Origin of the sequence: Streptomyces sp. ISL-100, from assembly GCF_018614615.1 — a bacterium.
GTDB lineage: Bacteria > Actinomycetota > Actinomycetes > Streptomycetales > Streptomycetaceae > Streptomyces.
Window position 1 is genome coordinate 106,594 of sequence record NZ_JAGGOK010000008.1, and the last position, 18,696, is coordinate 125,289.

Below are 18,696 nucleotides of genomic sequence, written 5' to 3' on the forward strand. Positions count from 1 at the left end.
CCCGCTGGGCATCGGGTCGGCCGGTCTGCATAATCGCTGGCAGTTCGAGGGAGGGGACCCACGGTGAACGGACACACATGTCCCGAGTGCGGTACGGACCGGGGTGTCGCGTCCGACGACGGCAGACCCGGGTGCGGGTGCGGCGCGCCGACGGCGGAGGATTTCAGTCCGCTCCGGATACGTCCGTACGTGACGCTGCACGGGCCGCCGGAGGCGCAGGGGGGCGCGCTCCCTCCCTACCCGGAGCACGATCGGCCGGAGCCGGGCAGTTGGCAGGAGGGCTCGCAGTACTCGCAGTACGCAGACCCTGACGACGCGGACGACGCGGACGACGCGGACGACGCGGGCAACACCGACGCCGTGTACGCATTGGGCTCCGGTCAGGGGCGTGCCGCACGCCGCCGGGAGCAGCGCAAGGGCCCGGCTGTGTGGCTCGCTGTGGGTGCGGCCGTCGTCGCGGTGGTGGGCACCGCGGCGTTCGCCGGCGGCCTGTTCTCGGGGAGCGACGAGCAGGAATTCGCGCTGCCGGACCTGGCGACCAGCCCGCCGGCACCGAGCGGCGCCCCCGAGGCGACCGCATCGACGGCGTCCGCGACCGAGTCCGGCACCGCGTCCTTCGCGCCGGCCCCCTCGGCATCCGCCTCCACGTCGGGATCCGCGGCGTCGGCCTCGGCGTCGCGGTCGGGTGACGCGCCCCCGGCCGCCCTGCCCGGCTCGTCGGCGCCGACCACGGCGGCCTCGTCGGCGGCAGCCCCCACGGCGGAGGCCACCGCGGACACGGTGGAGCAGGCACCCGAGCAGCCCGCCACCGGCGGCCCTGTGCTGAGCAGGGGCGACCGGGGGCCCGAGGTGGTGGAACTGCAGGACAGGCTGGCGCAGGCCCAGTTCTACAACGGCCCCGACAACGGCCGGTTCAACGACCGTGTGGAGCAGGCTCTGCGTGCCTACCAGTCGTCGCACAACATCCAGGGCGACCCCGAGGGCACCTACGGCCCCAACACCCGCCGTGCGCTGGAGGCGGAGACGCAGGAGCCCTGAGACGGGCCGTCAGACGGGGCCTGACCGGTCCTGACGGGTCCTGACGGGTCCTGACGGGCTATGGCGTTCGCGCCGCCCGAGGCGGAATGTCGAAGGATGAACAAGAACTGGCTGCTGCTGGCCCTGCCGCTTCTTCCGCTCCTTCCCTTACTCCTGATCTTTCGGCTGCTCCGCCGCCGTACCGCCGGCACCTGGAACGGTCCCGACGGCGGACCGCCGCCCTCCGGCGTACGCGAACCGCGCAGGCCCAAGCCCTCTCCGCCGGCCGTCGCGGAGGCTTTGCCGATGCCGTGAAGGGGGCGGGCTGGCGTTCTCCCGTTTCGTTTTGTATCGTGGGGAAACAAAGTGGCCTCCGCTCGTTTTCCCTGACCGGCGGGCGGGGCCGCTTGTTTCTTTCTTCCGCGCTCTGGAGTACGCCGATGCCGGCAGCCACCACCGTTCTGAACGCCAACGCGCTCCTGCTGGACATGGACGGCACGCTCGTCAATTCCGACGCGGTCGTGGAGCGGGTCTGGCGTCGCTGGGCCGCCGCGCACGGCCTGGCCCCGGAAGCGGCCCGGTCATAGATGGCCGCCAGGGTTGGGAACTACTTTGCGAGGGTGGGTGAATGAGTGTGCGTTAGCTCGATTGAGTGGTTAACGGGCCAACAGCTTGTAAGACCTGGCGCACGGTGCGGTAGCGTCGCGAGTGCGATCTGGGACGCCGAACACGGTGCCAGCGTGCGGGGCCCCTGCTCCACCAGAGAGATGGTTCAGGGCCTCCCCGTCGCCTCTGGCCGGGTTCACCTGGCCAGATCGTGAGGGACCCCGCCCATTCGGGAGAGGACCACGGACACGATCCGTGTCGCCACCCGGATGCGAAAGCGGGCGACCAGTGCGCCCAAGACCGTTCGGAGCGCGCCAGTGGGCGGACTCACTCCTGCTCACTGCTCAGGAACGGTACGCCACCATGGCCGTGCTGCTCCCGGACCGGGATGCGCGTCGTGGGCGTGTGGCCGCGCGCGGCCGTTCACGCCCCGACAATGCACGTGAGGACGACCTCACGCAGGTACGGATCGAGGCCCTGGCCGACGGCACGGTGCGGCTGCACATCACCGCCTGACCAGGTAAGGCCCCGTCCGGCGTCAGCCGGCAACCGCCTCATACAAGCTGAACGCCGCCAGCGCCAGCATCAGCGCCGCCGCCACCTTCGTGATCAGGCTCAGGGGCACGTACTTCATCAGCGTCCGGCCGCCCACAATGCCGATTCCCGCGACCGCCCACAGGGCGAGCACCGCGCCGATGCCCACGGACACCGGATTGTCGTAGCGGGCCGCGAGGGTGGCCGTCATGATCTGCGTGAGGTCGCCGAATTCCGCGACCAGGATCAGCATGAAACCCGCGCCCGAGACCTTCCAGAAGGACTGGTCGGCGGGGGCCTTGATCTCCTCCTCGCCCTCGTCCTTCTTGAAGAGCAGCACCAGCGCGCCCGCGAGGAAGAGCACACCGACGACCGCCTGCACCAGCCGGTGCGGCAGCAGGGTCAGCACGCTGCCCGCCGCGATGGCGAGGGCCACGTGCACGGCGAAGGCGGCGGCGACGCCCGCGAAGACGTACGACGCGCGGTAGCGGGTGCCGAGCATGAGGCCGGCCAGGGCGGTCTTGTCGGGGAGTTCGGCGAGGAAGACGGTGCCGAAGGTGATCGCCATGATGGTGAAACTGATCATGGGGGGTTGGGTTCCTCAATCGGTCGGGCTGCCCGCACCGAGAGAAACCTGCGTGAATCAGGGGTCGCTTCGGCACGGCAGCGTCGTAAAAGACAACAACACTGCGGCCGAAGGTCTCGCTGGCGGACGTACCAGATTCCGCCTCCGGGCGCCGGCTGAGGCGTGCTCAGCAGTATGTCGACGGTCCGGCGAAGAGCTACTCCCCTTCTGCTCCGAACAGGGTACGCGACCGGGTCCGGGCCCCGGTCAGGGTCCTTGGTCCCGGGAAGCCTCCCCTTTGTCCCCCTCCTTGTCCCCCTCCTCCCGGTGCACCCGCCCCCGCGCCACCAGTTCCAGCACCGCCGCGACCGCGACCGCCTGCACCGCGAGCAGCGCGACCAGTACGAACAGCTGCACCACCCCGGCGAGCAGCGGCGAGGCGCCGCCCAGCAGCATGCCGACGAAGGCGCCCGGCAGTGTGACCAGGCCCACCGTCCTGGTCTGGTCGAGGCCGGGCAGCAGCGCGTCGGAGGCGGCGGGGCGGGCGATCTCCAGCCTGGCGTCGCGGTCGAGGAGGCCGAGCGCCATGCCCGCCTCCACCTCCCCGTGCCGCGTCTCGAGCTCGTCGAGCGCCCGCCGCCCGCCCAGCACCGTCGCGGTGAGCGCGCCGCCGATGAGGATTCCGGTGACGGGGACGAGCGCGATGCCGTCGGCCGGTACGAGCCCGGTGAGCAGGAGGGCGGCGACGACGGGGAAGACGCCCGCGCCGATGGGCAGAGCGGCCCACCACCAGGTGGCGTTGGGGGTGATGCGCCGTCCTGCGGTGCGTACGGCGACGGCGTACATCAGGGCGAGGAACGCGAGCAGCAGCCATCCGGAGCGTACGACCCAGCCGATCAGGAGCGACACGGCGGCGAGCTGTACGGCCGCCCGCAGGCCCGCGACGGCGACGGCGCGGCCCCGGCCGCGTGATCCGTCGTCGGAGAGGCGGGCGCAGGCGACGACGGTCACCGCGACCGCGAGCAGTACGGCGAGAACCGCTCCGAGCGTGAGGTTGGCGGGCAGCAGGACCTGGGCGTCGGCGGCGAGAGGTCTCGCTGGCGGGGCGGGCACCGCTCAACTCTAGGGCCGTGGAGGAACGGTGTCGGGATGTCAGAACCCTTGATGTGACGTGCTCATGTCGTCACGCTGTTACCTGGCGCCCATCCCCCGGCAATCTGGCGCCGCCACGATGACCGAGCCCGGGATGGCGACGGGCGTCCGGTCAGGCCCCCCACATCAGAGGAGTTCGCATGTCAGGTGTCTACGCGCGTCGAGCCGCCCTTCGAGCCGCCCGCCCAACCGCCCGGCGAATAGCCGTCCTCACCGCCTCCGCCGCCCTCGCCGGCACGAGCATCCTGCTCACGGCCCCCACCGCCCAGGCGTCGCCGCCCACCCCCGTGAGCGCTGCCACCGCCCGCACATACCTCGGCCAGCTGACCGAACGCGCCGAGGGCTCGTCCACCGGATACAGCCGCGACCTGTTCCCGCACTGGAGCACCCAGTCGGGCGCCTGCAACACCCGCGAGGTCGTCCTCAAGCGCGACGGTACGAACGTCCAGCAGGACTCCAGCTGCGCGGCGGTCAGCGGCAGTTGGTACTCGGAGTACGACGGCGCCACCTGGTCGGCCGCGTCCGACGTCGACATCGACCACGTCGTGGCGCTCGCCGAGGCCTGGCGCTCCGGCGCGAGCAGCTGGACGACCGCCCAGCGGCAGTCCTTCGCCAACGACCTGACGCGCCCGCAGCTCATCGCCGTCACCGACAACGTCAACCAGGCCAAGAGCGACCTGGACCCGGCGGAATGGCTTCCGCCGCGCACCGCCTACCGCTGCATGTACGCCCGGATGTGGGTGCACGTGAAGCACCACTGGAACCTGACCGTGGACTCCGCAGAGAAGAGCGCGCTCCAGGGCGTGCTCAACAACTGCTGACCAGGACGGGAACCAGGACCTGGACCGGATCCGGGACCGTAAGAGCCTCGCCATCCCCCTCTGCCGTTCCGTACCGTACGGGGCGACAGAGGAGGACGACTTATGGCCGGGCTGCGCCTGGGACCACTGCTGCGGTACGTCGACCGCGAGACCGGTGACACCGCGACGGTGTGGGTCGAGACAGACCGGCCGTGCACGGCGGAAGTGCGGTGCGAGGAGGGCGATTCGGGCGGTTCGTCCCGGACGTTCCAGATCGCCGGGCACCACTACGCGCTGGTCACCGTGACCGGGCTGCGCCCCGGCTCGGAGACGGCGTACGAAGTGCTGCTCGACGGGCGGCGGGTGTGGCCGCTGGAAGGCTCGCGCTTCCCGCCGAGCACCATCCGTACGCCCGCCGTCGGCAACGAGGAGGTACGCGTCTCCTTCGGCTCGTGCCGCTGGGCCGCACCGGCCGAGGGCGAGCACGACCCCGTCGGCCCCGACGCCCTGGACACGCTCGCCGCGAGCCTCGCGGCCGACCCGACGGCGATGCGCCCCGACGTACTGCTCCTGCTGGGCGACCAGGTCTACGCCGACGAGATATCGAAGGCGACGCGGAGCTGGCTGGCCGCGCGGCGCGACCTGCGCGAGCCGCCGGGCGCGGAGGTCGCGGACTACGAGGAGTACACGAAGCTCTACTACGAGTCCTGGCTGGACCCGGAGGTGCGCTGGCTGCTCTCCACCGTCCCCAGCTGCATGATCTTCGACGACCACGACGTGATAGACGACTGGAACACCAGTGCGTCGTGGCTGACGGAGATGCGCGCCACCCCCTGGTGGCGGGAGCGGGTCCTCAGCGGCCTGATGTCGTACTGGGTCTACCAGCACCTCGGGAACCTCTCTCCGTCCGAGCTCGCGGCCCACGAGCTGTACGCGGCCGTACGGGCTGTCCCCGACGGGACGGACCCCCTGCGGGAGTTCACGGCGCGGGCCGACGCCGACCCGGCCTGCGTGCGCTGGAGCTACCGGCGCGACTTCGGGCGGGTGCGGCTGCTCATGGTCGACACGCGGGCGGCCCGCGTCCTGGAGGAGGACAGCCGCGCGATGCTCGACGACGCCGAGGCGCGGTGGCTGCGCGACCAGGCACTGGAAGACCCGGGCTCGTACGACCATCTGCTCATAGGCACCTCGCTGCCCTGGCTGCTGCCGCCGCTCATCCATGACGCGGAGGGCTGGAACGCGGCGCTGTGCCGGGGCGAGCGGGGCGGGCCGGGCGGCCGCTGGGCGCGCTTCGCCGAGGACCTGCGCAGACGCTCCGACCTGGAGCACTGGGCGGCGTTCCCGGCATCCTTCGAGCAGCTGACGGATCTGATCGCGGAGGCGGGTTCGGGCCCGGCGGCCCCGGCGACGGTCTGTGTGCTGTCGGGCGATGTGCATCACGCGTACGTCGCCGAACCGCAATGGCGCGGCGCGGCCGGCCCGTCGGCGCGGGTGCTGCAACTGACCTGCTCCCCGGTCCACAACAGCATTCCCGCCTCCATACGCCTCGGATTCCGCTTCGGCTGGAGCAGGACGGGCCGGCGCCTCGGCCGCTTCCTGGCACGGCACGGGCGGGCCGGGGAGCCGCGGATCGGCTGGCGGAAGACGTCGGGCCCGTGGTTCGGCAACCAGCTGATGACACTGACACTGCGGGGCCGTTCGGCGGTGCTGCGGCTGGACCAGGCGCGAGCGAGGAGAGGCAGGGGCGCGGGGCTGGCGACCGTACTGGAGAGGGACCTGGCGAACCTGGCCGCGGCGGACACGCTCAGCCGCGGCCGGCGCTTGAGCGGCCCGCGAATCGAGAGCCCCGCACCCCCGGCGGTCACCCACCGTTATCCTTCCCACAGCGGCGGAGATCCTGCGTAGCAGGGCTACGACTTCCCGCACTCCACCGGCATGATGATGCGGACCCTCCGCTTCCAGCGCCCCCCACACCACGCTCGCCCCGGGAGTCACCGCTTTGTCCGCAGTGCACCAAGCCCTCGCCGTCGTGGGCGCCGGCCCCCGCGGCACCAGCGTGCTCGAAAGGCTCTGTGCCTCCGTGCCCGCCCTGGCACCGGACACCAGGCTGACGGTGCATGTCGTCGATCCCGCGCCGCCGGGCGCGGGCCGGGTCTGGCGTACCGGACAGCCCGCCGAGCTGCTGATGAACACGGTGGCCTCACAGGTCACACTCTTCACGGACGCGAGCGTCGACTGTGAGGGCCCGATACGCCCGGGGCCGAGCCTGTACGAGTGGGCGGCCTCGCACAGCCGCGACGCACCGCTCGGCCCCGACGACTACCCGACCCGCGCCTGTTACGGCCGCTACCTGGAGTGGGTGTTCCGCCAAGTAGTGCGCTGCGCACCGAAATCGGTCACCGTACGGGTGCATCAGGCCCGGGCCGTAAGCCTCCAGGACGCTCCCGACTCCACGCAGACCCTCGTGCTCGACACCGGCGAGACGCTCACCGGCCTGAGCGCGGTCGTCCTCGCCCAGGGCCATCTGCCGGTGCACCCCGACCAGTCGGACTCGTACCTCGCCTCCTTCGCCGCCCGCCACGGCCTGCGCCACCTGCCGCCCGCGAACCCCGCCGACCTCGACCTCTCCGCCGTCGCCCCCGGCGAAGCGGTCCTGCTGCGCGGTCTCGGCCTCAACTTCTTCGACCACATGGCGCTGCTGACCGCAGGGCGCGGCGGCACCTTCACCCGCGCCCCCGGCGGGGGCCTCGTCTATCACCCGTCGGGCCGCGAGCCGCGGCTGTACGCGGGGTCGCGGCGCGGCGTACCGCACCAGGCGCGCGGCGACAACGCGAAGGGCCCGTACGGCAGGCACGAACCGCTGCTCCTCACCCCCGGCGTGATCGCGGCCTTCCGCGCCCGCGCGGACGCGGGCGATCCTCCCGACTTCCTGGCCGAGATATGGCCGCTGGTCGCGAAGGAGGTGGAGACGGTCTACTACGAGACGCTGCTCGGCGCGCAAGCCACGTCGCACAGCGAGGGCTTTCGCGGGCGTTTCCTCGCGACCGCGCACCGCAGTGCCCAGGAGGCGGACGTACTGGGCCAGTTCGGCGTGCCGCACGAGGAACGCTGGTGCTGGGACGTGACCGCCCGCCCGTACACCGGCCACACCTTCCGCGACCCGGCGGACCACCGCGCCTGGCTGCTGCGCCACCTGCGGCGGGACGCGGCGCACGCTGCGCTCGGGAACGTCGCGGGCCCGCGCAAGGCGGCGCTCGACGTACTGCGCGACCTGCGCAACGAACTGCGGCAGATCGTGGACCACGCCGGGCTGCCGGGCGCGTCCCGCCGCGACCACCTCGATCGCTGGTACACGCCGCTGAACGCCTTCCTCTCCATCGGCCCGCCGCGCAGGCGGATCGAGGAGATGACGGCGCTGATAGAGGCGGGCGCACTGCACGTAATAGGCCCACGCATGACGGTGGAAACGTCCGCCAACGCCTTCGTCGCGTCTTCCCCCGACATACCCGGTTCCGAGGTATCGGCCACGACTCTCATCGAGGCGCGGCTGCCGGAGCCCGATCTGCGGCGTACGTCGGACGAACTCCTCGCACGGCTCCTGAAGACCGGCCAGTGCCGCCCGCACACGGTTGACGGTTATGAGACGGGTGGCCTGGACGTCACGCGCCGCCCGTATCACCTGATAGGCAGTCAGGGGCGGGCGCACCTGCGCCGGTTCGCGTTCGGAGTGCCCACGGAGGGCGTGCACTGGGTGACCGCGGCGGGCGCGCGGCCCGGGGTGGACTCGGTGACGCTGACGGACGCGGACGCGGTGGCGCGCGCGGCGCTGCGGGCGGCGGCGACGGTACGTACGAATGCGGCCATCGGCGCGCCACAGACGAACCGGACACCGACCTGAGCGAGGCTTTTCGGCCCCGTTCCCGCCCGTATTCCCGACGCCCCATTGAACGTGACATGTCCAACATCGCCGTGCCCCTGACGATCTCCGCCGATATCGCAGGCGTACGCTGTATGGCTGTACAGCCGCCCCTGCCGCTCCCCTGCGACGTCGCGGCGTTGTTACGAACCGGGGAGTCACGTTGTTCGAAAGTGTGGGGGCGCTGACCGGCAGCCCATGGATCTACGCCGTGGTCGCGGTCTCCGTCGTCATGGACGTTTTCCTGCCGGTTCTGCCCAGCGGGGTACTGGTGATCACGGCCGCCACCGCCGCCGCGGCGGGCACCACGACTGTCACCGTCGCGGGAGCGGCCGGCCAGGTGGCGCACCAAGTGCCCGACATCCTCGCGCTGATGGTGTGTGCGACGACCGCGTCCGTACTGGGTGACTTCGCGGCGTACCGGCTGGCCTGGCGCGGCGGCGAACGCCTCGACCGGGCCATCGCCCGATCACGCCGCCTGACCACCGCGCAGGAACGTCTCGGCACCGCGCTCAGCCGCGGCGGCGGCATCCTCGTCGTCATCGCCCGCTTCGCCCCGGCGGGCCGCTCCGTGGTCTCCCTGGGCGCGGGAGCGGCGCACCGCAAGGTGCGGGAGTTCCTGCCGTGGTCAGTCCTGGCGGGCATGGCATGGGCCGGCTACAGCGTGGGTCTCGGCTACTTCGGCGCCCAGTGGCTGGGCGCGTCCTGGCTGGGCGCGGCGGTCTCACTGCTGGCGCTGTTCGTGGCGGGCTCGCTGGCGGCCATGTTCGTACGCCGCCCGGTCGCGGCGCCGCCGGCAACGGTCACGCCTTAAGCCTCTTGCCTGACCACCCTTCCCCCTCCTCCTCGCACCTCGATACCGGCGAGGAGCTTGCGGGTCGCCTCGGCCACTTCGTCGACGGCCTGGTCGAACACCTCACGGTTGTGAGCGGCGGGCACCCGGAATCCGGAGACCTTGCGTACGTACTGCAAGGCAGCCGCGCGGATGTCCTCGTCGGTGGCCTCTTCGGGGAGGACGGGCGGACGGAGCGTCTTGATGCTGCGGCACATACAACGACGGTAGCGCCAGTCAGCGGGTACCGGCGAGGAGCGCTTCGGTGATGAGCCGGACGGCGCGGGCAAGCCGGTTGAGCTGTTCCAGCTCAACCGCGTAGAGCCTGATGGTGCCCTCGATGACCGTTTCGGAGACTCCGAGGGTGGGCAGCTCCGCGCGGCAGGTACGGAGCGCCACCCGTACGGCGCGGATCTCGTGCTCGACCTGGAGCTGCGCGTGGCGGGCGAGGAGGACGGGGTGGCGGGTGAGCGTGGAGTATCCGGCGTAACGGGCCGGCAGGAGATCTCGCAGCCAACGGGCCGCCGTGCGCTCCCAGTCGTGGCTGCCGGGGGCCTTGACCTGACACGGCCAGTCCGGGCTGAGCGGTGAGAGGGTCTGGGACATCGTCGTCGCTCCGGCGGGTGGTGGACGGGCTCTGATCGCGGGGTGCCGCGGGGATATGTGGGCGGTCCCGGCCCAGGGGTAGACCGGGACCGCCGGGGAGGGCCGTCCGCCGAGGAAAGCGGACTGCCCGGAGAGAACACCCGTGGCGACGTGAGGAGGAGTGCGCCGCTCATGGGTATCCACTGATGTGACGTGCAAGGGCTGTGACGGCCACACGCAGTAAACATATATACCGCCGAGTACGCAAGGGTATGAAAAAATTCATACCCTGCGTGCGATGAAAGGGCGCACTGAGTAACCGACGGACGGACCGGCCGTCTCAGTCCTCAAGAAAGAATCTGTGCTGGTCCGCGACCTGCTCGTACCCTTCAAGCCGTGCCTGGGTGCGCACGGGGTCGGCATCGGCCATGGCCTGGAGGACGGCGGCGGACAGGACACCCGGCGCCGAGTAGGAGTCGAAGACGAGACGGGATCCGGTGCCGGCGGTGAGTGCCACATCGGCCTCGTCCACGAGCGACCCGAGCGACAGATCGGTGATCAGCGCGACGCGCAGCCCCGTGCTGCGGGCGGCCTGCATCGCCGCCAGCGTCTCGTTGGCATGCCGCGGCATCGCGAACGCCACCACCCACGTCCCGCCGGCCTCCCGCGACTGGAGCAGCGCGTCGTAGGCGACGCTTCCGCCGCGGGTTACCAGGCGTACGTCGGGATGGATCCGCCGGGCCGCGTAGGCGAAGTACTCCGCCAAGGACACGGAGATCCGCAGCCCGAGAACCGTCAGAGGCATCGAACGGGCCAGCTCCCGTCCGACGTCGAGGACCCGGCCGGGGTCGGCAAGGGTGCGCCGCAGGCTCTCCAGGTTCTCGATCTCGGCATCGACGGCTGCCTGCAGCTCGTTGCGCCGGATTTCTTCCCGCGAGCCGGCGACGGAGCTGAGCGCGATGGGCTGCAGGGCCTCACGGAGCGCGGGGAACCCACTGAACCCCAACGACGACGCGAAGCGCGTCACGGACGGCTGACTGACCCCCACCCGTTCCGCCAGATCTGTGATCGACAGGAAGGCGGCCTCGGTGAGGTGATCGACGATGTACTGGGCGATGCGCCGCTGCGCGGGCGACAGCCGGTGCCCACCGAACAGCGCGCGCACTCGGTCCCTGGGAGACCCCTCCGGAGATCCCTCCCCTTCCGGAGCCTGCCTTCCAGGCGTAATCGCAGACGCCTGTGCGCGTGCCTGCTGCCGTGATGGCACCGGTGTGCCTCCCTCTCGTCCCACGACGCTCAACATAGCCCACCGCCCACACGCCCCACCGAAGCCGCCGGGGCCGATCTGGCCGGAGCGCCGACTGAGGCTTTCACCTGGTGTTTCGCGGCGGGTGCGGACGCTGCGGACCGGACCTGTGTCACTCGCGACGCCTGGGCGCCTTCGCTTGGCGCTCGGCTTCCTTGCGCCTCTGGACGGTGTACGAGGACCAGTCGCCGCGGTGGAGATCGCACCTCGATGCGTCCATCATCGCCAGTCGTCGGCACCGCGTCCCCTTCTCCGTCAGCGCTCCACACCTGGACTGCGTACGAGCCACGATTCCCCCTCGGTCTCGGCTGTCGTGAGGACCAGTCCAGGCTTACGGGGCGTATGCCGTCACCGGAAGGCGCACCGCTCCGCCATCCGGTGCACGGCGCCCCATGGCGGTTGCTCGGGGGCGCACGCCGCTTCGGCCTCGGCGCACGCCTGCGGATGCCCGAGGCGTACCGCGCGTCTAGTGTCGAGAACACCGGAAGGGGTGTGGTCAGCGTGGCCCGGAACCGCAGTCTGATCCTGAGCTCGCCGTCCGAGCTCTGGAGTCTCCTGTCCGACGGCCATCGCTACGGGGAGTGGGTGACAGGAACCCAGCAAGTCCTCGCCGTGGACCCGCACTGGCCAGAAGTAGGCGCCCGCCTGCAAGTCCGAGTCGGCGTCGGCCGCCTGACCCTCGACGACACCTGCGTCGTCCGCATCTGCGAACCGCAACACCGCCTGCAACTGGAAGCGAAGGCAGGTCCCTTCGGCGCCGCCCGCATAGCCATGAACCTGATCCCCTGGGGCGAGAACACCCTCTTCATCCTCGACTGGCACCCCCTCCGGGGCCCCGGCACCCGGATGCACGGACTCCCGGTGGACTACGTGGTGGCAATCCGCAACGGCATGATGCTGACGAAACTGGCCCGCATAGCGGTGCGCGAGCACGACATCAACGCCTGAAGCGCCTCACACAACCCCCGCAGCGGAACCTGTGCCGCTGCTTACTCGTCCGGTGGAGCGGAATGCGCCGGGGGCTCTGACACAGGGGCCGGCGGCGTCGCCCGAGGGTCATGAGCCGCCCGCACCATGGGCCGAGCCGCAGCAGGAAGCGGTGGGCAGGAACACCGTGTCGCAGACGATCGTCACCAGCGACAGGAAGGGGATGCCGAGCAGGACCGCGATCCCCAGTTGCTCCGCGACCATCACCGCCAGCAGGACGTTCTTGACCTTGCGGTTGCCGAGCGTGAACGGGAACGCCACCTGCGCCATGACCGTCAGGTAGCTCAGGGCCAGTGTCAGCACCGCGTTGGCCGCAATGGTCGCGGAGAGCCACGGCCATGGGGTGAAGTAGTCCAGGTGCAGCGCGTAGTACAGGGCCGAGCCCTCCTGCCACCGCAGGCCCTGGATCTTGTACCAGCCCGCGGTGGAGTAGATCAGGCAGACCTGTACGGCGATGACCAGCATCGCGGCGTTGTGCAGCATGGCCGCGCAGCCGTCCAGAACCATGCACATGACTGGGGGCCGGATTCCCCCTGATCGCCTCGACGCCCCGGGCGGTCAGGTTGACCCACGGCTCGTGCGGTGGGCGACGTCCTCGTCCACCGCACGAGCCGTCCGCCCGGTGGGCGCCTTTTGCCTGTCCGGGGTCAGCCGAGTGGGATTGCCTGGTGCGCCTCGACGATCGCATCAATCCGGGCGGCCAGATCGAAATCTGCTGCGGTCAGCACGTGGCCCGCGTCGTGGGTCGTGATGCCGAACCGCAGATGGTCGATCCGCAGGTCGATGTCCGCGTGGTGATGGATCCGGCGTTCGCGGTCCGCCACGTGCACGATCACCGCGACGCCCGCGTGATACCGGATGTCGTACCGGCGGGTGATCTCATTCCCTGCCTGCTCCCAGCCAGGCAGCTGCTCCAGACGCTCAGCTATCTCCTGGTCCGTCAGCGGTACCAGTCCCTGCGCCACGTCATCCCCTCTCAGTCACGGGGGCCAGCAACTCCTGGAGCGCCTGGCCGATCGAGGCATCCTGCCACGGCCGCATTGCCCGCTCCAGGGCTCGCAACTCGCTGAGCATCCGGGCGGACCGGGTCTCGACAGCGATCTGTGCCACCTGACGCGCAATCTCAACAGCCTGATCGGGCTCGCGCGCCGTGGCGGCGGCCGTGGCGTGCCGAGCGAGGTACACCCCACGGTCACGACGTGCGGTCTCCGGCACGACTTGCAGCACCTGGCCCCAAAGCGCCCCTGCTTCCACCCCGAGGCCGAGACGCCCGTAGCAGGTGGCGCGCTGGACTTCGAGGTATCCAGGCGTCCTCTTACATGCGTTGCCCCAGGGCAGGTCGTCATCGACGCGCGTGAGCAGCCCGGCGGCGTCGTCGATGAGCTGGTCAACAGCAGTTCGGTCCTGGGTGAGGCTGGCCCCGTGGGCCTGCTGCTGCATGCCATGATCCGCACCTTCGGCAGCAGCCGCCCAGCCTCGTCCAGCGCGGCCTCGCACAGCTCGATGACCGCATGCCCGTCGCCGAGGTCGGTACGCACCTGCGCCTGGTTGACCAGGGAATACCCGATCAGGTGCGGGTCGCGCGACCGCATCGCGATCTCCTGGGTGACCCCACGCCAGAATGCCGCGCCGTCCATGTCGCCGGCGTCTTGGTACAGCCACCCGACAAGGGCGGCGTAAGCCGCACCTACTCGGAGCAGCCCGCGGCGGGTCTCGCCTGTCGCTGACCGGGTGAGCTTGTCGATCAGTTGGTACTGCGCGGAGACCGAGCCGATCAGATCGTGCGGGCCGAGGAACATGTCTGCCCGGTAGTGGCCCTCCAACTGCTGTTGGAAGTAGTCGATCAGCGCGGGATCAACGTTCTGGCTTGCGACCGGCCCGGCGACGAGCGCAGCGGCGGTGACGGAGACGAACGCTCGACGGTTCACATCGTCCTCTTGCTGGTGCGCAGGGCGGATCCACCCCGACGGCGAGGTGAACCCGAGGTCTTCGGGCCAGCGCCCGAGCGCGTCGTGGATGACGATCGCTGTCTCCTCCGCCGGCCACCCGGGGCGACCGCCTTCCCACCGGCGCCATGTCCTGGCGGACACAGTGAAGTGCGGATCGTCGAGCAGCTGCTGACCGTGCTCCTGGAGCGCAGCAGCAGCTGCTTCGATGGTGCGCCACCCACGACGAAGCCTTGTGGCTCTCAGCGCGTCATTGCGGCCCCTGAACCCAGTCTGAGGTGTCATCACTCGTGCTCCCGGCCGTGGCCGCTACGTGGCCACGTGCCGGCCTATTACCCCGCTCCCGTGCACGCCCATCATCGCCACATGACCAGGAGACGTACGGAAAACGATGCAAGACGCGCACCATCGAGCGACGGCAGGGCCTCGGAGTGGTTCGCATCCACCCTCCTCACGCCGGAGGAAGCCCGGCAGGAATGGCGGTCGGGCATCCCGAGCTACCGGCCAACGCCCCATCCGGGTGCCGGCGAGCAGCGGCGCGAAGCGGCAGGCACGTCGTGATCGCATCCGAGGAGCATCACGGCATGGTGGGTACGAGTACAGAACCCTGCCGGGATCTGGACCCTCCGCTGGGCACGCACGGGGTGCTCGTGCACACGCGCCAGGCACAGGAGTTGGCGGTCGGCCACTGGCTCCTCACCGCAACGAACGACCGCCGAACGGCCCGTGTCGAGCGGGAGACGTCCGGTATCGCACTCCTACGGTGCGGCAGCATCTTCTCCGCGATCCGCATCCCTGCCGCAGTCGTACGTGCGGCGGCCGGCACAGACGACACGGAGGCGGTCGACGCCTACCTCTGTGAGGCGTTGCAGGACGGCCCGGTGTTCGCCGACGCCTACTCACGGCGGTATTACGCGCTGGTCCCGGCGAGCACGGCGCTCCGGTGGGACGTCCCGAACACGGAATGCCTGGGCGTGAACTGCTTCGTCGGCGTGCCGAGCCCGAAGCTGACTGACCCGGCGTACCCCTCCTACTGGTCCGTGCCGATGAACGGCCCCGGAGCGCTGTGCACGCCGGGCGCGGTGTCGCAGCTCGTGCTGTACGGCCGGTTCCGGCAGGCGGAGGCCCGACGGTGACCGAGTGCCCGGTAGACGTTGAGACGATCACGCAGACCTACACCCCAGCATCCCCCGAGTACGCGGCGCTCCTCACTCACTGCACGGACTGCGCGACGTGCCCCGACGGGCGTGAGACCGGAGCCGAGCTGCGGCGGGCAGTACGGGAGACGCGGCGATGACCCAGTGCGTGGGCGAGCACATACTCCTGCCCTGACCCAGTACCGCAGCCCTCTGCCCGGAGGCACTGCCCCGGGCCGGGGCGGCCTGCTCAACCTGCACGCCACGACCGCGCCAACGGGGCGCGGCACCGCCCCAGGAGGAAACCATGAGCACCGCTGTCCGACCCACTTTGCGCAGCCTCGAACTTGAGTTGACTGGGCTGTGCCAGGCCAGTTGCACGCACTGTCTCGCATCGTCAGGGCCGACCAGTACGCACGGCAGCATGACCGCTGCAGACTGGCAACGGGTCATCACTCGTGGCAGACCCCGGACTACGACCCAGATGCGAAAGTCTGCCGCCGCGATGGTGCGCCTGATCCTGACCCGGCGCCGCAGCAGCGGACGTTGTCGCTGGGCTTGGACCCGCAGCGCCGCCAGTACCCGTGAACGCAGAACGCCCCCAGCCCTCCCCGAAGGGAGAGCAGGGGGCGCCTTTGTCATTTCCCCACCGCGGCTGGGGAGTAGCGTTCTGAGTGTCTAGGTCAGAACGGAGTTCAGTATGCCGCAACCATCCGACACACCGACCGATTCCCCGGACACCTTCGCCCAGCGCGTTCGGCGCGCACGGGAGCGCTCAGGCCTGACGCGCGCCGTTGCTGGCGGGCTCGTGGGCCGCTCTGCTGAGTGGGTGAAAGCCATCGAGACCGGACGTCTCCATACGCCTCGCCTGCCCCTACTGCTCCGCCTCGCTGAAGTCCTCGGCGTGGATGTTGGCGAGCTCACTGGCGAGGAGCGAATCTCCGCCGCCACGTACAGCAAGGCCTCGCACAAGGCACTGCCAGCAGTGAAAGCCTCCCTCACCGCCTACCAGTTCCGGCCTCGCGATGAGGAACCCGAGAGCGCTGAGTCTCTACTCGCCCGCGTCCGGCAGGCGTGGCAGTTGTGGCACGGCAGCGGTGACCACCGCTCCCGCATCGCCACGATCGCCCCGAGCCTGCTCGCCGATCTTCAGCACGCCGCCCGTACTCTCGACGGCACCGACCGGCGCCGCGTCCTCGTCGGCCTGGCGGAGACCTACCACCTGATCCAGCTGTACCTCTCCTTCCAGCCCGCGCCCGAGCTGGTGATGCTCACCGGCGACCGGGCCATAACCGCGGCGCAGGACGCCGACAGCCCGCAGGCCATCGCATGCGCCGCCTGGTACATGAACCACGTCTTCCGCGACGCCGGCGAAGCACACGAAGCCCGTGTCGACCTGGCGATGAAAGCCGCTGATCTACTTCACGCGGTCGACGACAACCCCGAGGACCTCGCGCGCTGGGGTCTGCTCCACCTTGCCGCGGCACTGTCGTTCGCGAAGCGCGGCCGGGAGGGAGACGCGTGGCGGTACTGGGACAAGGCAAATGACGCCGCCCGCCGCCTCGGAGAGGACTACTCGCACCCGTGGCTGATCTTCGGGCCGGGCATGGTCGACGCCTACCGACTGACGATGCACAACGACCTGGTGCAGTCCGGTGGCGCCATCGACGTGGCCACCACGATCGACCTTGCCCCGATGCCGTCCGCCACGCGCCGCAGCTTCCACCAGTTGGAGGCAGCGCGGGCGTACAGCATGGGCGGCGAACACCTGGCGGTCGTGCACCTGCTGAAGAAGGCTCATGAGGAGTCGCCCGAGACCGTGCGCTACAACCTGTTCGCCCGGTCGGCTCTGCCCGACCTGGTGGAGACCGGGCCTGCGATGATCCGCGACGATGCGCGGTGGCTGGCGCAGGAGTTGGGCATCCCCGCCTAGCCACAAATCCAGCCTGTACCTCTCGTAGGGGGTACAACCTCTACCCCTGATCGAGGGGGTACAGGTTGTACCCCCTTGGCGTATCCGCCGCTCCTACCGTCGTCATCAGTGCAGGTACCACCGGTAATGACGGCGGGGGACAACCGTGACGATGACGATGCAGGTGTACCGGGTAGGGCCGGACGGGCGGCGACGCAATGTCGGACCGGTCGTCACTGTCGTTCCGGGTGACGGGGACCGACTGCCCGATTCCCTGGGCTTCCCTGCCTGCACCTGTCCTCGGTGCAAGGTAGCGCCGGCTTCTCAGAGGTGGTGCGACTGGCACGACGGCCCTACCGACACCGAGCTCGACGCCCTGTGGGGCATGACGAACTCGGGCCCGTGCGTGCCGGTCCAGGCATGCGCCGAATGCCGCAAGGCCGCCGCCGCGGACATCGCAAGGCGAGCGGCTGACCGCGCTGGGCTTGACGCATGACCACTACGACGGGGCACCGCTCGGACGTGACGGGTGAGTGCCAGCTCGGCGAGCACCCGCTGTGCGACGGCAAACAGGACATCAAGGCCGGCGGCGTAGTAGCCGTCCGGGTTCGCTGCGCGTGCGTGTGTCACAGACGCGGCCGACCGCACCGTAACGCGGGCCGTTCATGACACCGCCGGGTGAAGTCCGCCAGCGAGCCCCGCCCCATGCCCTTGACGGCGTAATCTGCCCGGCGAGATGACCAATTTCGCCGACGAGGCCCGTACCCGCACCGCCCGACTGCTCCGCATGGCCGCCAGCGATGACGACCAGGAGCGCGAGCGGATCGTCGCGTACGCGGCCGCCACTCCGGACCCGCCCCTCATGACCCGGCTGGGCATCCAGACGACCGGATGCCCTCGCTGCCGCAGGACGATGTGGATGCAGCGAGACCTGTGGGTCTGCTCCGCCTGCGGCCATATGGAGGACGTGTGATCTGCCCCCGCTGCCAGACCCCGATGCACCGCGCGGCCGCGCTCCCCGAGCGCTGGTACTGCCGCACGTGCACCCGGTACGCGATCCCTGGGGACAGTCCGGAGGACATTGAGCGGCACCAGCAGGAGCGCGAGCACGCCATCGCCCTGCTGGACGCCGCTCTCGGTCCGCGCGCCAAGCAGCGCGACGCCGACCGACGAATCATCAGCGAGATGGAGAAGACCATGGGACAGACCATTCAGACCCGCGGGTGCAGCAAGTGCGGCGGCACCATGTACCGCACCGTCGAGACGGACGACCAGGGCAACCCCACCGGGTACCCCATGTTCATCTGTAACAACTGCGGCAACATGGAGGGCTAACCCTCTACCTCAATCTTGGCCAGTGCTCCCCCGTTTACGGGGGAGGTGAAGGCCATCCCTCGTCTCT

General features: G+C 70.2%; 21 protein-coding genes. 13 read left to right on the top strand and 8 right to left on the bottom strand.

Annotated features, from left to right (window positions below; genetic code table 11):
* The first annotated feature begins 63 nt into the window (after positions 1 to 63).
* The 4 genes from J7E89_RS04915 (at position 64) to J7E89_RS04930 (ending at position 2,139) form a co-directional block, all read left to right on the top strand.
* On the top strand, positions 64 to 1,038 hold the full coding sequence (locus J7E89_RS04915) for a peptidoglycan-binding protein (protein ID WP_214968779.1): 975 nt from the start codon (positions 64 to 66) through the stop codon (positions 1,036 to 1,038).
* 96 nt (positions 1,039 to 1,134) lie between these two features.
* Positions 1,135 to 1,332: a hypothetical protein gene (locus J7E89_RS04920; RefSeq protein ID WP_214968781.1), complete on the top strand. Its 198-nt coding sequence runs from the start codon at positions 1,135 to 1,137 to the stop codon at positions 1,330 to 1,332.
* Between the two features lie 125 nt (positions 1,333 to 1,457).
* Complete coding sequence (locus J7E89_RS04925) at positions 1,458 to 1,604, top strand: hypothetical protein (protein WP_374196783.1); 147 nt, start codon at positions 1,458 to 1,460, stop codon at positions 1,602 to 1,604.
* Between the two features lie 382 nt (positions 1,605 to 1,986).
* Positions 1,987 to 2,139, top strand: coding sequence for a hypothetical protein (locus J7E89_RS04930; RefSeq protein ID WP_214968783.1), 153 nt, complete (start codon positions 1,987 to 1,989; stop codon positions 2,137 to 2,139).
* A gap of 22 nt (positions 2,140 to 2,161) precedes the next feature.
* Here the strand turns inward: J7E89_RS04930 and J7E89_RS04935 are convergent, their stop codons facing one another.
* Together J7E89_RS04935 and J7E89_RS04940 are read right to left on the bottom strand one after the other, a co-directional pair.
* Entirely contained in the window at positions 2,162 to 2,743 is a 582-nt protein-coding gene (locus tag J7E89_RS04935; RefSeq protein ID WP_214968785.1) for a TMEM165/GDT1 family protein, read from the bottom strand.
* A gap of 246 nt (positions 2,744 to 2,989) precedes the next feature.
* A complete protein-coding gene (locus J7E89_RS04940; protein WP_214968787.1) occupies positions 2,990 to 3,835 on the bottom strand; it encodes an ABC transporter permease in 846 nt (281 codons plus the stop codon).
* Between the two features lie 179 nt (positions 3,836 to 4,014).
* Here J7E89_RS04940 and J7E89_RS04945 point away from each other — a divergent pair, with 179 nt between their 5' ends.
* The 4 genes from J7E89_RS04945 (at position 4,015) to J7E89_RS04960 (ending at position 9,404) form a co-directional block, all read left to right on the top strand.
* Positions 4,015 to 4,695 carry an HNH endonuclease family protein gene (locus J7E89_RS04945; RefSeq protein ID WP_214968789.1) on the top strand — a complete coding sequence of 227 codons (681 nt, stop codon included), beginning with the start codon at positions 4,015 to 4,017 and terminating at the stop codon, positions 4,693 to 4,695.
* 102 nt (positions 4,696 to 4,797) lie between these two features.
* Positions 4,798 to 6,579: an alkaline phosphatase D family protein gene (locus J7E89_RS04950; protein WP_214968791.1), complete on the top strand. Its 1,782-nt coding sequence runs from the start codon at positions 4,798 to 4,800 to the stop codon at positions 6,577 to 6,579.
* Between the two features lie 94 nt (positions 6,580 to 6,673).
* Positions 6,674 to 8,572, top strand: a complete 1,899-nt coding sequence (locus J7E89_RS04955) for an FAD/NAD(P)-binding domain-containing protein (protein ID WP_214968793.1) — start codon at positions 6,674 to 6,676, stop codon at positions 8,570 to 8,572.
* A 181-nt stretch (positions 8,573 to 8,753) separates the two neighbouring features.
* Positions 8,754 to 9,404 carry a DedA family protein gene (locus tag J7E89_RS04960; protein WP_214968795.1) on the top strand — a complete coding sequence of 217 codons (651 nt, stop codon included), beginning with the start codon at positions 8,754 to 8,756 and terminating at the stop codon, positions 9,402 to 9,404.
* Here J7E89_RS04960 and J7E89_RS04965 read toward each other — a convergent pair.
* The 3 genes from J7E89_RS04965 to J7E89_RS04975 form a co-directional block, all read right to left on the bottom strand.
* On the bottom strand, positions 9,401 to 9,640 hold the full coding sequence (locus J7E89_RS04965) for a DUF2277 domain-containing protein (RefSeq protein ID WP_214968797.1): 240 nt from the start codon (positions 9,638 to 9,640) through the stop codon (positions 9,401 to 9,403). The two genes, J7E89_RS04960 and J7E89_RS04965, sit on opposite strands and share 4 nt — an antisense overlap.
* Before the next feature lie 19 nt (positions 9,641 to 9,659).
* The gene (locus J7E89_RS04970; protein ID WP_214968799.1) at positions 9,660 to 10,028 is read right to left on the bottom strand and encodes a hypothetical protein; all 369 of its coding nucleotides are present in this window, start codon (positions 10,026 to 10,028) and stop codon (positions 9,660 to 9,662) included.
* A gap of 319 nt (positions 10,029 to 10,347) precedes the next feature.
* Positions 10,348 to 11,274: a MurR/RpiR family transcriptional regulator gene (locus J7E89_RS04975; protein ID WP_214968801.1), complete on the bottom strand. Its 927-nt coding sequence runs from the start codon at positions 11,272 to 11,274 to the stop codon at positions 10,348 to 10,350.
* Between the two features lie 540 nt (positions 11,275 to 11,814).
* On the opposite strand from J7E89_RS04975, the gene J7E89_RS04980 reads away from it, so the two are divergent.
* Positions 11,815 to 12,261 carry an SRPBCC family protein gene (locus J7E89_RS04980; RefSeq protein WP_214968853.1) on the top strand — a complete coding sequence of 149 codons (447 nt, stop codon included), beginning with the start codon at positions 11,815 to 11,817 and terminating at the stop codon, positions 12,259 to 12,261.
* 108 nt (positions 12,262 to 12,369) lie between these two features.
* Here the strand turns inward: J7E89_RS04980 and J7E89_RS04985 are convergent, their stop codons facing one another.
* The 3 genes from J7E89_RS04985 to J7E89_RS40580 form a co-directional block, all read right to left on the bottom strand.
* A complete protein-coding gene (locus J7E89_RS04985) occupies positions 12,370 to 12,807 on the bottom strand; it encodes a hypothetical protein (RefSeq protein WP_214968803.1) in 438 nt (145 codons plus the stop codon).
* A 140-nt stretch (positions 12,808 to 12,947) separates the two neighbouring features.
* Positions 12,948 to 13,265 carry a 4a-hydroxytetrahydrobiopterin dehydratase gene (locus J7E89_RS04990; RefSeq protein WP_214968806.1) on the bottom strand — a complete coding sequence of 106 codons (318 nt, stop codon included), beginning with the start codon at positions 13,263 to 13,265 and terminating at the stop codon, positions 12,948 to 12,950.
* Between the two features lies 1 nt (position 13,266).
* Positions 13,267 to 13,740, bottom strand: a complete 474-nt coding sequence (locus J7E89_RS40580) for a hypothetical protein (RefSeq protein ID WP_251060104.1) — start codon at positions 13,738 to 13,740, stop codon at positions 13,267 to 13,269.
* Positions 13,741 to 14,830: 1,090 nt separating this feature from the next.
* Here J7E89_RS40580 and J7E89_RS05000 point away from each other — a divergent pair.
* The 4 genes from J7E89_RS05000 (at position 14,831) to J7E89_RS05015 (ending at position 18,629) form a co-directional block, all read left to right on the top strand.
* Positions 14,831 to 15,382: a hypothetical protein gene (locus J7E89_RS05000; RefSeq protein ID WP_214968808.1), complete on the top strand. Its 552-nt coding sequence runs from the start codon at positions 14,831 to 14,833 to the stop codon at positions 15,380 to 15,382.
* 700 nt (positions 15,383 to 16,082) lie between these two features.
* A complete protein-coding gene (locus J7E89_RS05005) occupies positions 16,083 to 17,315 on the top strand; it encodes a helix-turn-helix transcriptional regulator (protein ID WP_214968810.1) in 1,233 nt (410 codons plus the stop codon).
* Positions 17,316 to 18,030: 715 nt separating this feature from the next.
* Positions 18,031 to 18,267, top strand: coding sequence for a hypothetical protein (locus tag J7E89_RS05010; RefSeq protein WP_214968812.1), 237 nt, complete (start codon positions 18,031 to 18,033; stop codon positions 18,265 to 18,267).
* Complete coding sequence (locus J7E89_RS05015) at positions 18,264 to 18,629, top strand: hypothetical protein (RefSeq protein ID WP_214968814.1); 366 nt, start codon at positions 18,264 to 18,266, stop codon at positions 18,627 to 18,629. The genes J7E89_RS05010 and J7E89_RS05015 overlap by 4 nt, the downstream gene beginning before the upstream one ends.
* Positions 18,630 to 18,696 lie beyond the last annotated feature (67 nt).

What these genes read in the sequence shown, in the direction of transcription:
- J7E89_RS04920 (WP_214968781.1), top strand. Translation starts at nt 1,135, where the DNA reads ATGAACAAGAACTGGCTGCTGCTGGCCCTGCCGCTTCTTCCGCTCCTT.
- J7E89_RS04925 (WP_374196783.1), top strand. Translation starts at nt 1,458, where the DNA reads ATGCCGGCAGCCACCACCGTTCTGAACGCCAACGCGCTCCTGCTGGAC.
- J7E89_RS04930 (WP_214968783.1), top strand. Translation starts at nt 1,987, where the DNA reads ATGGCCGTGCTGCTCCCGGACCGGGATGCGCGTCGTGGGCGTGTGGCC.
- J7E89_RS04935 (WP_214968785.1), bottom strand. Translation starts at nt 2,743, where the DNA reads ATGATCAGTTTCACCATCATGGCGATCACCTTCGGCACCGTCTTCCTC.
- J7E89_RS04945 (WP_214968789.1), top strand. Translation starts at nt 4,015, where the DNA reads ATGTCAGGTGTCTACGCGCGTCGAGCCGCCCTTCGAGCCGCCCGCCCA.
- J7E89_RS04950 (WP_214968791.1), top strand. Translation starts at nt 4,798, where the DNA reads ATGGCCGGGCTGCGCCTGGGACCACTGCTGCGGTACGTCGACCGCGAG.
- J7E89_RS04965 (WP_214968797.1), bottom strand. Translation starts at nt 9,640, where the DNA reads ATGTGCCGCAGCATCAAGACGCTCCGTCCGCCCGTCCTCCCCGAAGAG.
- J7E89_RS04970 (WP_214968799.1), bottom strand. Translation starts at nt 10,028, where the DNA reads ATGTCCCAGACCCTCTCACCGCTCAGCCCGGACTGGCCGTGTCAGGTC.
- J7E89_RS04985 (WP_214968803.1), bottom strand. Translation starts at nt 12,807, where the DNA reads ATGGTTCTGGACGGCTGCGCGGCCATGCTGCACAACGCCGCGATGCTG.
- J7E89_RS40580 (WP_251060104.1), bottom strand. Translation starts at nt 13,740, where the DNA reads ATGCAGCAGCAGGCCCACGGGGCCAGCCTCACCCAGGACCGAACTGCT.
- J7E89_RS05000 (WP_214968808.1), top strand. Translation starts at nt 14,831, where the DNA reads ATGGTGGGTACGAGTACAGAACCCTGCCGGGATCTGGACCCTCCGCTG.
- J7E89_RS05005 (WP_214968810.1), top strand. Translation starts at nt 16,083, where the DNA reads ATGCCGCAACCATCCGACACACCGACCGATTCCCCGGACACCTTCGCC.
- J7E89_RS05010 (WP_214968812.1), top strand. Translation starts at nt 18,031, where the DNA reads ATGACCAATTTCGCCGACGAGGCCCGTACCCGCACCGCCCGACTGCTC.